The sequence below is a fragment of the Phyllobacterium sp. genome, assembly GCF_037994405.1.
GTDB lineage: Bacteria > Pseudomonadota > Alphaproteobacteria > Rhizobiales > Rhizobiaceae > Phyllobacterium.
The window spans coordinates 1-12,677 of sequence record NZ_JBBNAN010000044.1 but is presented as its reverse complement, the minus strand read 5'-3'; the positions used below and the strand labels follow the sequence as shown (position 1 = coordinate 12,677).

The following is a 12,677-nucleotide window of genomic DNA, read 5'->3' as shown; positions in this document are numbered from 1 at the left end:
GTCGGGAAGGATCTGCTCAGTGGCGTGGAGATTTCCATTGAAGATTTTGACGCCGATGAGCAGAACAATCCCTTCTTGGGTTCAATACAAGAAGATGATTGGCTTCCACTTCACAGGCGCATCCGATCGATTTGAGTTCTGCTTTGCCTGTTTGACGAGTGCTATTTTGACCAGCCTTCTCAACGGGATTCGCTCGGATGACGATTGGAATATATCCCAAGGGTCTGCGCAGAGCGTTGCGGCAGCGTGGGAGGAGGTAAAGGGCACCGAAGCATATTGCGCCAAGGAGCTCGACATTCCTTACCACAAGTTCGAAGGATGGGCTTAGGCTATCCGGCATCGGCGAAACGGCCCAAATAACGCGTTCAAAGGCTATTCGACCTCCGCAGCCAAGCGCGCCGCATCAAGCGCGCGCATTGCCGCAAACAGGGTTTCCTTGTCGCGCTGATGAGCCTCGAACAACGCAACAAACGCCGGGTTGGTGATCTCGTGCGGCTTTGGCGCAGCCTTTGCGCGGACAAGGCTGATATCCGCAGCGTGTTTCGCCTGCTCGACAAGCTGCTTTGCCGTGTCGACTTTCGACGAGGATTTTGGGCGCCGCAGCACCAGCCCGTCTGGCGATTTCGTCGGCTGCATCGATCCCGCGAGCAATGATGGCAAGAGCGTTCCGCGGTCAATTTCGGCGTTCATTGGCTCAACCACTCTGCAGTTCATTGTATCAAGGCTTTTCGTATGTGGATTCGTTATCGTCCCCCAATCTAGATGGTTACGGCCACCGGCGTAACGCATGCAGGATCATAATTTTCGAGGAAATGAGCATGGCATTCCTGTTTTTGGCCGGGTTCTGAAAATCAATTGCAGATAGTTTTTCATTTGTCGTTTGCCGGAATAATCGACCGGCGGTCTGAATAAATATTCGGTCTGCGTGTTCTTTCTTCGTAAGTTCTTTTTTGCGGAGATACACGCCATGAGAAATATCGTCAGTTCGCTGCGCCATCAGCTCCCATTTGCTTTGTTGGGCGCCGGCATAGCCATTACCGCCCTTTCCGGCTCAACCTTTGCCGCCGGTGGCGGCGGCGGTAGTGATGCAGCCACGACACCCGCTTGCCCCAAGGGCCAGGTCTGGGATTCCAAGGCGAAGAAATGTGTCAAGAAGAGCAGCAGCCTCGTGCCGGACAAGGACCGCACGGAATATGCCTACACCTTGGCCAAGGCCGGACGGTATCAGGAAGCGCTGGATATGCTCGACACGCTGAAGAACCCGAATACCAAGGAAGCCCTCAACTATCGCGGCTATGCCACGCGCAAGCTCGGCCGCACCGATGAAGGCATCTCCTGGTACAAGAAGTCAGTCGCGCTTGATCCGAAGTACGCAAAGGTTCGCGAATATCTCGGCGAAGCCTACGTCATCAAAGGGCAGATCGATCTCGCCAAGGATCAGCTGATAATGATCAAGTCGATCTGCGGCACCACCTGTGAAGAATATCGCGATTTGAATGAGGCGATCGAAAAGCCATCGAATATCTGACGGGGCCATCGCCCGGCTCAAGAACGGACGAGCGATGGTTGTGACTCGTTCACGAAGAAGGGATCAAAGTGACCATCGCTCATCTTGAACTTTCTGCTTATAGTCGGGCGGATACCGGCTCGTCGTCAGCGCCGGACGTCCGTATTGGACCGACCGGGACGGAGGCAACCATCGCGAGTGAACACGAAATCAGGGCGAGTCTCAGCCAGCATCTCGCCCGGCTCTGGCGGTATGGCGTTGTGCTGTCCCGCCAGCGCGATGTTGCAGATGATCTCGTCCAGGCAACCTGCGTTCGCGCTCTGGAACGAGCAAGCCAGTTCGCGAGCGGAACGCGTCTGGATCGATGGCTGTTCTCGATCCTGCATTCAATCTGGCTGAATGAAGTGCGTTCCCGTCGCATCCGCATGGGCAATGGATTTGTCGACGCCGATGTCACGCTTACTTTCGACGGCGAGCAAGAGACGGAGACGCATGTCCTGGCCAACCAGGTGCTGCGGCGGGTGAACAATCTCCCCGAAGCGCAAAGGACCGCCGTATTTCTCGCCTATGTCGAAGGCCTTTCCTACAAGGAGGTAGCCGAAGTCCTGGACGTCCCGATTGGAACGATCATGAGCCGCCTCGCCGCCGCCCGTGCGAAACTCGCTGAAAATGCCGATTCGGATACGGTCGCAAAACACTCGAAAGGAGGCAAATCATGAGCGACCAGAAACAACACGCCATGCCCTCCGACGAATTGCTCGTCGCCTTTCTCGATGGCGAGCTGGAGGGTACCGAACGCGCACGGATCGACGCTTTGATAAAGACCGATGAGGCGGTCGCCGCGCGGTATGAATTCCTGTCTCACAGTGAGATGCCCTTCTACAATGCATTCGAACCGCTGCTCGAAAATGCGCCGACTGCGGACCTCGAGGCCATTCTGGACAGGCTTCCGGCGCCCATCGCCGCCGAGCCGGCGGGCAAGGGTTGGAGCCGGCGCGGCTTCGCCGCCGCCGCCATTGCTCTGGTCTTTGCCGGTGTCGCCGCCGATCGCGCTTACCTTGGCATGCGGGACGTCTCGGGTGAGCGCGACGGGTCGGAATGGCGGGGAGTCGTTGCGGAATATTTGACGCTGTATACGCCTGAGACACTTGCCAATCTTGCGAGTGATGAACAGGAGCAAAACCAGCAGTTGCGCAACGTCGGCGACAGGCTTGGCCTGTCACTGCCCGCGCAAGCTGTTTCCCTGCCGGGAATTCCCTTCAAGCGCGCTCAGATCCTGCAGTATGATGGCAAGCCTCTTGGCCAGATCGTTTATCTCGATCCCGTGAACGGTCCGTTGGCTCTGTGCATCGTCCAGTCGTCCAAAGGCCCGAGTTCTCCGCAAAGCGAACAGCGCTATGGCTTGAACGTTGTTTACTGGTCCGATCAGGCGCATGACTACATGCTGGTGGGCCACAATCCTGTCGATCAATTGAATTCTCTGGCAGATCAGGTAAGGAACGCGCTAGCCGCCTGATGACCGCTCCACGAAAATGGCGGTGGGTATTCCGGGGGAATTGGACTAAGGTAATGGAAAACCTGTGCAATTGACCTCGGAGGAATGTCATGAGCTCGGTAAGTACCAGTCCAGAAGCAAACGGGAACATCATACTCAGTCATGTACGCGGTGCCAGCGAACCGCCGCTCCTGGAAATCACGATTTCCCAGGCGTTGGAAAATGCCGCAGAAGAATGGGGAAATACGGAAGCGGTCGTCGATGTCCATCAGAATGTCCGTTGGACCTACGCTGAGTTGCAGGCAAAAGCCGAAGCCTTCGCCGCCGGACTGACGGCCCTGGATCTCGAGCCGGGTGACAGGATTGGCATCTGGTCACCCAACTGCGCTGAATGGGTGCTGACACAATTTGCTGCCGCGAAAGCCGGGATCATCCTCGTCAATATCAATCCGGCCTACAGGCTCGCGGAGGTCGAATACACGCTGAACAAGGTCGGCGTGAAAGTTCTCGTCGCACCGGAGCGGTTCAAGACCAGCGAATATGCCGAAATGATCGAGACGCTGGCACCGGAAATTCCGACCGCCAAAGGCCTCATAGAATCCTCCAACCTGCCGCAGTTGAAACATGTCATACAGATTGGTGGCGAGCCGCGGCAGGGCTGGGTACCCTTCGATAGCGTCCCGGATCTGGCAGCACCGCATCATCACAACCTGCTGCTCGAGCGCAAGAAGGCCGCCAGAGCGGGCGATCCAGTCAACATCCAGTTTACCAGCGGTACCACCGGCCTTCCCAAGGGCGCAACGCTTTCCCATCGCAATATTCTGAACAATGGCTTCTTCGTCGGACGAAGCGTTGGCCTTCATCCCTACGACCGGCTTTGCATCCCTGTCCCGCTCTACCACTGCTTCGGTATGGTCATGGCCAATCTCGGTTGCCTGACGCACGGTGCAACCATGGTTTATCCTTCCCAAGCTTTCGATCCACTGGCAGTGCTTCGCACCATCGAAACCGAGCGCTGCACGGCGCTTTATGGGGTGCCCACCATGTTCATTGCCGAACTGGGGCATCCCGATTTTGACAAGTTCGACTTGTCATCGTTGCGCACGGGATGTATGGCTGGGTCGCCCTGCCCCATCCAAGTCATGAACCAGGTCATGGAGCGCATGCATATGCGCGACGTAACCATTGCCTATGGTATGACAGAAACCAGCCCGGTCAGCTTCCAGAGTTCCGCCGAAGATCCTGTTTCCCGCCGGGTCTCAACGATTGGGCGTGTCCAGCCGCATCTCGAATGCAAGGTCATTGATGCAGACGGCAATACCGTCCCGCGCAGCACTCCGGGCGAACTTTGCACGAAGGGCTATTCGGTTATGATCGGTTATTGGAATGATCCCGAAAGAACAGCAGAGGCCATCGACGCGGATGGCTGGATGCACACAGGTGATCTCGCCACCATCGACGAAGAGGGATACGGCAATATTGTTGGCCGCCAGAAGGATATGGTGGTGCGCGGCGGCGAGAATATCTATCCGCGCGAGGTGGAGGAATATCTATACCGCTATAGCAAGATAAAGGACGTCGCCATCGTTGGCGTTCCCGACACGAAATTCGGTGAAGAACTGTGCGCATGGATCATTTTGAAACCAGGTGAAAGCGGCAGTGAGGATGAAATCAAGGCATTCTGCCAGGGGCAGATCGCGCATTACAAGGTGCCTCGATACGTCCGCTTCGTCGACGCATTTCCACTGACTATCACCGGGAAGATCCAAAAATACCTCATCCGCCAGCAAATGGCAGAAGAGCTGGGGCTTCAGGAACAGAGAACTGCCTAGGGTCAGGACCTGTTAATCTGGTCGAAATGGTATGAGGCTTTCGTTCGGATACGAGGAGCAGAGGGACTTTGCGACGATGTTGCCGGTCGAAAAGACCGTATCCTGCGGACGCCGAAACGGCCGCAAGCTGCAGTGTCGAACCGTTCGGCCGGGGAAAGACTGACCCTAGGGTTGCCCGTCACTATCGATGAAATCGCGTACGGCTTTGTTATAGCCCTCCGGATCCTGCAGCATCGCAAAATGGCTGGCATTCTTGAGGATGATCAGCTTGGCGCCCGGGATCGTCTTGGCCATGTAGTCGGTGTGCTCGCGGGTGATTGCCTCGTCATGATCGCCGAGAACGATGGCAACCGGAGTCTTGATCTTCTTCAGATCATCATCGCTCCAGTGGGGCTGGCTTGCCCACATGTTGCTGATCTGCTCAACAAAAGCGTCATACTGGTCCGGTGTCGGTGATATCTCCTTGTAGACTTCACCTGCCTTATCAACGTAGCCGGCAAACGTCTTGTTCTGCAGGACATCCGGCTTGAGCCCCTCGACCTTTGTATTGGCCGCTTGGGCGAAGACTTTTGTCAGCCGTTCTGGATGGTTCATGGCAATGTCGATCCCGATAATACCGCCATCGCTCCATCCGACCAATGCGGTCTTGTCGATCTTGAGATAGTCAAGAAGAGCGAGGTAATCGGAAGACATCAGATCGTAACTGTAGGGGTCAGCATTGCGTGTCGACCTGCCATGGCCGCGGCTATCGGCAACAATAACCATGTGGTCTCTGGCGAGATCGGCCACCTGAGCACCCCAGATGCCTGCATAGCCGAGGCCGCCGTGAATCAGCAGAACCGGCGCACCCTTGCCGTATACCGCATAGTACATCTCAATGCCGTTTACGGGTGCAGTGCCGCTTTTTTCGGCAGTGGGCAGGGGCATTGGCTGAGGGAGCTGCTCCCACCGTTCGGCCGCTCGTACACTCGAGCTCATAAACGCAACCACAAATGCCAGAGAGCATATCAACGTCTTCAGACTCATGATCCCGTCCTTAGCTGCTGGAGCAAATCTTGATGAAGAACAGCATGTTTGGCGAACGCTTGCAATTGACAAGCGTAAGCAAAAGGCGGCTCGCAGGAGCCGCCTTGTCGTCGTGTCGGGTATCGCTTACTTCGCGACGTGCCAGACGCCCCCGACACCATCGCCGTTCATGTCGCCAGACTTCTTGTCTTTGGCAAACATGTAAAGCGGCTTGCCTTCATAGGCCCACATTTCCTTGCCATCGGCGGCTTTCACTAGGGACCATTCGCCCTCAGCCTTGGCCTTGGCATCAGCATGGAACGCCGGCCAGTTCTTCAGGCATTTCTCATCACAGTTCGACTTGCCCTTTGTATCCTTGTCAAACGTGTAGAGTGTCATGCCCTTCTCTGTCGCCCAAACCTTGCCCATCTTGGTATCCACCATTTTCGCTGGTTCTGCAGCGAAAGCGGACAGGCTGGACGCAGCCAGTATTCCCATTGCAATTAACAGGTTTTTCATGGTCGTTCACTCCCTCTTCGGGATTGCCAGCGGGGCGCTGGTAGTGCCCGGTATCCAAGCGAACCAAGCCGTTCGCAGTCAGCAACAATGCACCAAATTCTGATCCGAATTGAGGCACCGCCGATAGAAATGCACGACTCCAACAATCGGTTGCAACACGATTTGATACCGAACCTTATTTCCCGCGAAGGAGGCTCCGAATTACCATTTCACGCGCAAACCGACCCTCGAAAATCTTCTTGCTGCCGCCGTCAAGATCGAACGTGTAGTCGGCCATCGCAAACGCGCTGACATTCTTGGTGAAATCATGGGTGATACCGCCACCCAATTCGAGCGATGTCGACTCATTTTGGCTGGTAATTGCATCGGGACCGAAGAGGACAGTCAGCATCGGTGCCGCTGAAATCGTGCCAGAAATTGGCTTTGACATAGGGCTGGAACCGGACGACGTATTTCCCTTGTAGCCGGAAGCCCAGGCGGCCCGTCACGCCGTCATCCGTATCGAAGCCGACATCTGAAAACGCATCCGACTGCTCCGGGGATAGATGCTGCCCGATCAATTGCGCCTGTGGCTCCAGCGTCCGGCTTTGCAAAAGCGCAACCGGATAGCCGCCTTCAAGCGACGCGGTAATTCCCGTACCATCGATGTCGATCCCGACATCGCGCAAGGACGTGGCATCGCCGCTGAACCAGGATCCCATCAGCACGCCATCCAGACACCAGCCGGACGGACCAATGTGAGTCCAGTAGCCGCCAAAGCTCGTCGTATCGAGATTGAGGCTCCCAACCGCCAATTCGAATAGGCGAAGAACAGCCCTGCATTGTTGCGATGATCGTTTTCGGTCGTATTGCTGATAATGTCGAGTCCGGCCTAATTCCCCACAACTGACCGTCGACCGAAGGGCTGACCGTAGCCGACCAGCTCTGGTCTCTCGATTCCCCGAATACCCGGCCCCATGCGGCCGAAAAGTTCGCTCCTGGCGTAAGCAGGTTCTGCTCGCCGCGCCTTTCGCGGAATGTTCCAAGTGCAGCCAGCACCGTTTCTCGCGCAACCGGCGGTGCAGCTGAATAGACCGGCACCTTTTCACGATAGAGTGGAATTATTTCGCCTGGATCCGCCACAATAGGGGTTGCACCCGGGATTGGGCGCTTCGACGCCTGGCCCGGGTGGCAGGATGCCTTCCGATCCGGCCGCCAAGGTCGGGTTCTCACTGCCTGCAACAAGTGTTGAACGCAGATACCAGTTTTCATGGCTGCCCGCTGTTACACCGCCTTTGAATTGGTAATAATCGAAGGCGCCCGCTGCCACCGGATTGCTCAGGCTGAATGCCGACGCGCTCGTCGTCGCGCCGTTTACCGCCTGAACCACAAGGATACCGTCCTGCACGGTGCTGGCGCCGGCACCACCGAGATTGGTGATCGCCAGTCCTGTCGTACCAGTTGCCGTGCCGCCGGAAATGATGAATTTGTTGGAAGCCGATGAATCATCGCCAAGCACCGTCTAAAGGCGGATTGCGCCACCGCTGCCGAGATCAACGAACATACCGATGGAACCGCCCGAGAGTATCAGCAAGTCACGGCCCTGCGTCGCAATCACGAAGCGGTCGACGACGCCCCCCGACATGCGCATTTCGTTGTTGGCCTGCTCGAGATTGACTTCACCGATCTGCCCACCTGTCATCGTGAAGAAATCGCCGGCAAAGAACTGGCCAATGATTCGCCCGCCGCTGACCGTGGCCGTGTCGAGTTCGCTGCCCTGCTCCACCCGCTGCACGACGCCGCCGGTCATGATGAATGTGTCAACGCCGGCGCCCTGGAAAATGGTGCCATTGACCGTTCCGCCATTGAGCTCGAGACGATCATGGCCGGCGCCCTGGTTGATGTCGCCGTTGATCGTGCCGGAATTGATAATGACGGTATCGACGCCGGAATTGAACGACACCGGCCCCGTGATGGTGCCCGTGCCCCCCGGTAGGCAGGGTCAGCCAATTGTTGCCGCCCGGATCATTTCAACGGGCCGCCGGTGCCACTATCGCAAATATATGTATCATTCCCGGCGGTGGGAATGAGAGAACAGGCTGCAAGTGCGGATTGATTGGATAGAATAAAGGGTAAGAGGAAAAAGAAGGCAGCCATACGATTGGTGTACGCAGGCTATGAGACTTCATGCAACCCCCTCCTGCAATAGTTATCGTAACGCGGAATTGCTTTAGAAGGCTTGCGATTCCAATCGCTAAACAACGATGTCAGCCCGCGCAAAGTAGATTGTGATTCAAAGTTGTGCAACCGAAGGTTACAGGATACATCGAATCTTGGCAGTGTGGTAAATAGATCTCAATCTGCGCCAAGCCGTGCTGTCACTGGCGATTCCTCGCTTCATTCCACCAGTAAAACACCAAATAGTCATACTAATACTCAGAAGACGGGCTCAACTCAACTTGCCGTGGTGCCGACCATCGGTTCAAAATGGAACCGCCATGAACGCAATCCAAATCGCAACCTTCAATTTGACTGCATGCTGATAATCCGTTGTAATCGCCCCTTGAATGGAATGCGACGACATGCAGGAGAATACAATGGACCGCTATGAAACCTTCGCAACTTGGATCTTTATCGTCTTCGGTGCGCTGATCATTTCCGGTCTCATGGCCTTTGCGATCACGACCGGTGACAAGCCCGCTTTTCTGTTTGCACTGGCCTCCGGTTGTTCCGCATTCTTCCTCGGCTTCGCGGTCATTTTCGACCAGCCAAGGCTCTACGGGCTCATCCTGTTCCTGTCGATCGCGTTGATCGCCGGCTCGATCACTGCGATCGTTACTTAGCGATCGGCGCAGTGATGTGGCGATAGGCGCCGTGCCAATAAAGCAGCGGCTCGGCATTGCGCCGCAACGTCAGCGCCCTCACCCTTCCGATCAGAATTCCATGCGAATGCCGCTCGATGGCATCGTCCAGTTCGCAATCGAGCACAGTGAGTGCGTTCGCCAGAGCCAGAGTGCCCGTTGCAAGTTCCTGCCATTGCGCGTCCTGGTAGCGTTCCACACCTTTGCGCCCGCCCTGGCCAGCAAAGCTCTCCGCCACGTGCCGCTGATCATGCGCCAGCACATTCACGCAGAAACTGCCATGCCTTTGCAATACCGGCCAGGATGAGGAATCACGATTGAGACTGACGATTACCGAAGGCGGGTCGATGGCCAGCGAGGAAACCGAAGTGGCCGTAAATCCGGTCCGGTCATTGCCCCGGCCAACCGTAATTACGCTCACGGCACCGGCGAGATGCCGCATCGAATCCTTGAACAGGTCGGCTTCCACTGTCAGTTCCTGATGGACGGCACGCGCCCCGGTTTGAAAGACGGACATTCTTTCCTCATCCTCTGGATTGCTCGCAAGACTTTGCGAAAAGCGGACTCTCATACAGGGCCGCATTGCAGCACATCCGCCCCATACCCAACCAGATTGCGATTTGCTCAAGGCACACGCATTTGGCGATATTGTTTTGCGATTTTCGCGTCTTTCGAGAAATCAAATCTCACAGAGACGATTACACGACTGTTTAGTAGAGATTTAAACGGGTGTTCGCGTTCCAAGCATGCCGTTGTCAAGAATAATTTTCCACCAATCGGCACTTGGGCGCAAAACGCTGCTCGCCAGAGGAACACTTTTATAATCTCTATCGTATTAATCGTGTATGGAATGTCGCAAGATCAGGAGACTGAACAATGAGAGACGAATCCTGATGGCATCCACAGACTTTACGCCAGCGCGCAATGCCGCTGCTTCGCCCTTTCTTCGCGCTGTGAAGGACCGCGGTTTTGTCGTTCTGCTGTTCGTGACCGCCTTCGCCTTTCACATTGCCGTTCTCTTCAACCTGCTGCCAGCATAAGTCAGCCGGCATACGCCAATGGCCGCACTCTTCTCCCCGCTGACAATTGGCGATCTCGCCCTACCCAGCCGCATCGTCATGGCACCAATGACTCGCCACCGTGCATCCTACGGCAAGATACCTGGCGAACTCAGCGCGCTCTATTATGCGCAACGGGCCAGCGCCGCGCTGATCATTTCGGAATCGACGGAAATCGACCCGTTCAGTGCGATTGATGTGCCAACACGGCCCGGTCTTACCAATGACGACCAGGAGGCAGGGTGGCGCCTGGTCGCCAATACGGTCCATAAAGCTGGTGGCAGGATCTTCGTGCAACTATCCCACATGGGGAGAACGGCACATCCGTCACAGCTGTGCGGTGGTCGGCAGCCTGTAGCTCCATCGGCATTGGCGGCGGCAGGAACGGTCTACACCGCCAAGGGTGCTGAGCCTTACGCCAGCCCGCGAGCGCTCGAACTCGATGAGATCCCAACCATCGTCGCTGGATTTGCGGCAGCTTCGGCCCGGGCAAAATCGGCCGGTTTCGATGGCATCGAGATACACGGCGCCAACGGCTATCTGGTCGATCAGTTCCTGCGCGATGGCAGCAATATCCGCACCGACTCCTATGGCGGCTCGGTGAAAAACCGTGCACGCATCCTGCTTGAAATCATCGAGGCGATCGAGGCGCATTGGCCGCTCAATCGTATCGGCGTTCGCCTTTCTCCGACAAACCCATATCAGGGTATGAGCGACAGCGATCCGGCCAGCCACTTTGCCCAGATCGCCGGTCTGCTCGATCCGCTCGGTCTTGCCTATCTGCATGTGGTCGAACCGCTAGTCCAGCCAGAAGGCTATCCTGTCACCGCTGCGGCCATAAGGTTGGCATTTACGGGCCCCCTCATTCTGGCGGGCGGCTTTAAGCGCGCACATGCCGAGCAAGCCTTGGCCAAAGGCAGGGCCGATTTGATCGCATTCGGCCAGGCTTTCATCGCCAATCCCGATCTGCCAATGCGCTGGCGCCAAAATACAACGCTCAATTCCGCCGACAAATCCACGTATTACACCCAAGGCGCAAAGGGCTACACCGATTACCCCAGCCTTGAACTTGTCCAAGGCTGAACCTGCCTTATCTGCCAGCAAATGTTATGCACGGCTCTACTTGGCTCCCCTTAGAGCTGTCGAACAGGGCATCATAGCCAAGCAAACCGTGTAACTATTTTTTCGCCACAACGGAACCAACTGAGGACGAAAGCATTTCCATAGCACTGGTTCCCCCAAACCAGCCTTGGCTAACCCCACAGCCAAAAACAGCCCAATCCTCATGCCCCTTGAGGATTGGGCTTTCCGTATGAACTGTTCACCGCCAAGCGGAGGAAACAATGACAGTTGAAAATGCCAGACATGCGATCGAAGCGGCAATCCATAGTGGTGATTTCAAGAGTATGGGAGTTGCTGTATTCAAGGCAATCAATGCTTTGGAGGAAAGAATTAAGCGATTAGAGGAAGAAGTAGAACGTTTGAAGGTGAAGTCGTGATCGCCTTTCCGTCATCTAATCCTTGAATTTGACGCCACATGTGCTAGCATCTCTTCAAGTTGAGTGTAGCGGTATCTTGAGCCTGAGCCGCACTGAAACGATGCGCGATATTTGTATCCAGAATCCAGTTTGTTAGAGCCAAATCAAGCCTCAACCCGCGAAACCCCTACCCGTTCGGCAGGGGTTTTGCTTGTGTGGAAGACCTCACAATCTGCAAGCGCGCTCTTGGAATTGTTGCTCCCTTTGCCGCCTAACGAAACGACCTCCCGAGTGGCCGTGCACAAGCGTTAACCGGGCCAGCACTTGGTCGACCTGGAATGAGCAACCGCGAGGAATCGCCGTCCTCAACTCTCTTCGACAATCGCCTGAATATCGGCTGTAGAGTGATTGGTCAGGGTTTTAGGTATTTCGCTGACGATCTTGTCTCCTACCTCCTTGTGAAATTCCTGACGCATCTCGCCCAGCATGAGCGGCGGCGCGACGATGATCAGGCGCTCGAATTCCCCCTTGTGCGCATGGCAATAAAGCGCGTCAGCGATCTCCTTGGCGAAACGTTTCTTGGAAATCTCATGCCAGTCCGTATCCTCCACGGCACTGCGCCCCAAACCCGGACCACTGGAAAGACGCCCGGGCTTGTCAGTACCCTGTTCCCGGGTTGCGGGGTTGGAATTGTGCAGCTGGTGAATGATGCTGAGCTGGACATTGCTCATGTCCCGCTTGTTACACAGGAACAGCGCCTTCTCGCTATCAGCGACCAAGACCCACGTGTGACGGTTCAACATGACATCAACCATCTCAGACTCCGACTGATACGTTGTCATTTGAAATTCCTTTTTACTGGAAGTTCGTTCCGTTGGAAATCGCGACGCACATGCCACGATCAACGAGCCGCCGATATCCGCGATTTCAAGCAGTACAGAAG

The 12,677-nt window shown here is 55.9% G+C and carries 16 protein-coding genes; 8 read left to right on the top strand and 8 right to left on the bottom strand.

The window, feature by feature from the left end; translation table 11 throughout:
* Positions 1-372: 372 nt before the first annotated feature.
* Positions 373-690, bottom strand: coding sequence for a hypothetical protein (locus AAAC48_RS03015; protein ID WP_340652750.1), 318 nt, complete (start codon positions 688-690; stop codon positions 373-375).
* Between the two features lie 277 nt (positions 691-967).
* On the opposite strand from AAAC48_RS03015, the gene AAAC48_RS03010 reads away from it, so the two are divergent.
* The 4 genes from AAAC48_RS03010 to AAAC48_RS02995 all read left to right on the top strand — a co-directional run bounded on the left by AAAC48_RS03010 (position 968) and on the right by AAAC48_RS02995 (position 4,834).
* A complete protein-coding gene (locus AAAC48_RS03010; protein WP_340652749.1) occupies positions 968-1,528 on the top strand; it encodes a tetratricopeptide repeat protein in 561 nt (186 codons plus the stop codon).
* Positions 1,529-1,671: 143 nt separating this feature from the next.
* Entirely contained in the window at positions 1,672-2,226 is a 555-nt protein-coding gene (locus tag AAAC48_RS03005) for an RNA polymerase sigma factor (RefSeq protein WP_340652751.1), read from the top strand.
* Positions 2,223-3,023, top strand: a complete 801-nt coding sequence (locus AAAC48_RS03000; protein WP_340652748.1) for an anti-sigma factor — start codon at positions 2,223-2,225, stop codon at positions 3,021-3,023. Before AAAC48_RS03005 ends, AAAC48_RS03000 begins: the two co-directional genes overlap by 4 nt.
* An 89-nt stretch (positions 3,024-3,112) precedes the next feature.
* Complete coding sequence (locus AAAC48_RS02995; RefSeq protein WP_340652747.1) at positions 3,113-4,834, top strand: AMP-binding protein; 1,722 nt, start codon at positions 3,113-3,115, stop codon at positions 4,832-4,834.
* A gap of 165 nt (positions 4,835-4,999) precedes the next feature.
* On the opposite strand, the gene AAAC48_RS02990 is transcribed toward AAAC48_RS02995, so the two are convergent.
* The 5 genes from AAAC48_RS02990 to AAAC48_RS02970 all read right to left on the bottom strand — a co-directional run bounded on the left by AAAC48_RS02990 (position 5,000) and on the right by AAAC48_RS02970 (position 8,300).
* The gene (locus tag AAAC48_RS02990; RefSeq protein ID WP_340652746.1) at positions 5,000-5,812 is read right to left on the bottom strand and encodes an alpha/beta hydrolase; all 813 of its coding nucleotides are present in this window, start codon (positions 5,810-5,812) and stop codon (positions 5,000-5,002) included.
* A gap of 174 nt (positions 5,813-5,986) precedes the next feature.
* Positions 5,987-6,358, bottom strand: coding sequence for a hypothetical protein (locus AAAC48_RS02985; RefSeq protein ID WP_340652745.1), 372 nt, complete (start codon positions 6,356-6,358; stop codon positions 5,987-5,989).
* Between the two features lie 344 nt (positions 6,359-6,702).
* A complete protein-coding gene (locus tag AAAC48_RS02980; RefSeq protein WP_340652744.1) occupies positions 6,703-7,152 on the bottom strand; it encodes an autotransporter outer membrane beta-barrel domain-containing protein in 450 nt (149 codons plus the stop codon).
* Positions 7,153-7,442: 290 nt separating this feature from the next.
* A complete protein-coding gene (locus tag AAAC48_RS02975; protein WP_340652743.1) occupies positions 7,443-7,856 on the bottom strand; it encodes an autotransporter outer membrane beta-barrel domain-containing protein in 414 nt (137 codons plus the stop codon).
* A gap of 3 nt (positions 7,857-7,859) precedes the next feature.
* Positions 7,860-8,300, bottom strand: coding sequence for a hypothetical protein (locus tag AAAC48_RS02970; protein WP_340652742.1), 441 nt, complete (start codon positions 8,298-8,300; stop codon positions 7,860-7,862).
* A gap of 634 nt (positions 8,301-8,934) precedes the next feature.
* Between AAAC48_RS02970 and AAAC48_RS02965 the strand changes: the two genes are divergently transcribed.
* Positions 8,935-9,180, top strand: coding sequence for a hypothetical protein (locus AAAC48_RS02965; protein WP_340652741.1), 246 nt, complete (start codon positions 8,935-8,937; stop codon positions 9,178-9,180).
* Here AAAC48_RS02965 and AAAC48_RS02960 read toward each other — a convergent pair.
* On the bottom strand, positions 9,173-9,715 hold the full coding sequence (locus AAAC48_RS02960) for a flavin reductase family protein (RefSeq protein ID WP_340652740.1): 543 nt from the start codon (positions 9,713-9,715) through the stop codon (positions 9,173-9,175). The genes AAAC48_RS02965 and AAAC48_RS02960 overlap by 8 nt on opposite strands.
* A gap of 376 nt (positions 9,716-10,091) precedes the next feature.
* Between AAAC48_RS02960 and AAAC48_RS02955 the strand changes: the two genes are divergently transcribed.
* The 3 genes from AAAC48_RS02955 (at position 10,092) to AAAC48_RS02945 (ending at position 11,755) form a co-directional block, all read left to right on the top strand.
* Positions 10,092-10,238, top strand: a complete 147-nt coding sequence (locus AAAC48_RS02955; RefSeq protein WP_340652739.1) for a hypothetical protein — start codon at positions 10,092-10,094, stop codon at positions 10,236-10,238.
* Between the two features lie 18 nt (positions 10,239-10,256).
* Positions 10,257-11,339, top strand: coding sequence for an alkene reductase (locus tag AAAC48_RS02950; protein ID WP_340652738.1), 1,083 nt, complete (start codon positions 10,257-10,259; stop codon positions 11,337-11,339).
* A 260-nt stretch (positions 11,340-11,599) separates the two neighbouring features.
* Positions 11,600-11,755 (top strand): hypothetical protein, encoded by a 156-nt coding sequence (locus tag AAAC48_RS02945; protein WP_340652737.1) that lies wholly within the window; start codon positions 11,600-11,602, stop codon positions 11,753-11,755.
* A 344-nt stretch (positions 11,756-12,099) separates the two neighbouring features.
* On the opposite strand, the gene AAAC48_RS02940 is transcribed toward AAAC48_RS02945, so the two are convergent.
* Positions 12,100-12,576: a host attachment family protein gene (locus AAAC48_RS02940; RefSeq protein ID WP_340652736.1), complete on the bottom strand. Its 477-nt coding sequence runs from the start codon at positions 12,574-12,576 to the stop codon at positions 12,100-12,102.
* Positions 12,577-12,677 lie beyond the last annotated feature (101 nt).

Bases quoted from the DNA above. Each gene is read 5' to 3' on its own strand.
- AAAC48_RS03015 (WP_340652750.1), bottom strand. From the start codon at position 690: ATGAACGCCGAAATTGACCGCGGAACGCTCTTGCCATCATTGCTCGCG.
- AAAC48_RS03010 (WP_340652749.1), top strand. From the start codon at position 968: ATGAGAAATATCGTCAGTTCGCTGCGCCATCAGCTCCCATTTGCTTTG.
- AAAC48_RS03000 (WP_340652748.1), top strand. From the start codon at position 2,223: ATGAGCGACCAGAAACAACACGCCATGCCCTCCGACGAATTGCTCGTC.
- AAAC48_RS02995 (WP_340652747.1), top strand. From the start codon at position 3,113: ATGAGCTCGGTAAGTACCAGTCCAGAAGCAAACGGGAACATCATACTC.
- AAAC48_RS02990 (WP_340652746.1), bottom strand. From the start codon at position 5,812: ATGAGCTCGAGTGTACGAGCGGCCGAACGGTGGGAGCAGCTCCCTCAG.
- AAAC48_RS02985 (WP_340652745.1), bottom strand. From the start codon at position 6,358: ATGAAAAACCTGTTAATTGCAATGGGAATACTGGCTGCGTCCAGCCTG.
- AAAC48_RS02965 (WP_340652741.1), top strand. From the start codon at position 8,935: ATGGACCGCTATGAAACCTTCGCAACTTGGATCTTTATCGTCTTCGGT.
- AAAC48_RS02960 (WP_340652740.1), bottom strand. From the start codon at position 9,715: ATGTCCGTCTTTCAAACCGGGGCGCGTGCCGTCCATCAGGAACTGACA.
- AAAC48_RS02955 (WP_340652739.1), top strand. From the start codon at position 10,092: ATGGCATCCACAGACTTTACGCCAGCGCGCAATGCCGCTGCTTCGCCC.
- AAAC48_RS02950 (WP_340652738.1), top strand. From the start codon at position 10,257: ATGGCCGCACTCTTCTCCCCGCTGACAATTGGCGATCTCGCCCTACCC.
- AAAC48_RS02945 (WP_340652737.1), top strand. From the start codon at position 11,600: ATGACAGTTGAAAATGCCAGACATGCGATCGAAGCGGCAATCCATAGT.
- AAAC48_RS02940 (WP_340652736.1), bottom strand. From the start codon at position 12,576: ATGACAACGTATCAGTCGGAGTCTGAGATGGTTGATGTCATGTTGAAC.